Source organism: Mesorhizobium sp. M4B.F.Ca.ET.089.01.1.1, from assembly GCF_004022605.1.
GTDB classification, from domain to species: Bacteria; Pseudomonadota; Alphaproteobacteria; order Rhizobiales; family Rhizobiaceae; genus Mesorhizobium; species Mesorhizobium abyssinicae.
In genome coordinates, this window is the sequence record NZ_RZOS01001323.1 from 1 (window position 1) to 504 (window position 504).

Annotated in this window: 1 protein-coding gene; it reads left to right on the plus strand. The window is 62.9% G+C overall.

Features of this window, described 5'->3' with window-relative positions:
• Positions 1 to 144: 144 nt before the first annotated feature.
• Positions 145 to 504: cytochrome b/b6 domain-containing protein (locus EN780_RS37355; protein ID WP_133373003.1), on the plus strand; the 360-nt coding region annotated here is incomplete at its 3' end.

Consider the following 504-nt stretch of genomic DNA (forward strand, 5'->3'; position numbering starts at 1 on the left):
GGGTAGGGGCGCTGCAGGCTCGCGGCGAAACCATCGCTCCAAGGTTGGTCGCCAACCCTATTGGCCGCCGGCGCCCGGAATTGTGTGGAGAGTGGGGCATAGGGTAGCCTGGAAGAAAGCTGACCTCATCGGCGTTTTTCGACCATGGAATCGTCAATCACCAACACCTCAACCCGCTATGGCTGGGCGATGATCGTCCTCCACTGGGTGATCGGGATCATCTTCGTCGGTCAGTTCGTGCTCGGCTTCGTGATGATGCGGATCGAAAGCCAGCGCACCGCCTTCGAGCTGATCCAGTTGCACAAGTCCTTCGGCTTCCTGCTGCTCGGCCTGATCATCCTGCGCATCGCCTGGCGGCTCGGCAACATCGTGCCGGCGTTGCCCTCCTCGGTCGGAGGCCTGGAGCGACAAGCCGCGCCGCTCGCGCATTTCGCGCTCTATCTCTTCCAGATCGCCCTGCCGCTCTCCGGTTGGGCGCTGGTGTCGGTGTCGACGCTGGAGATC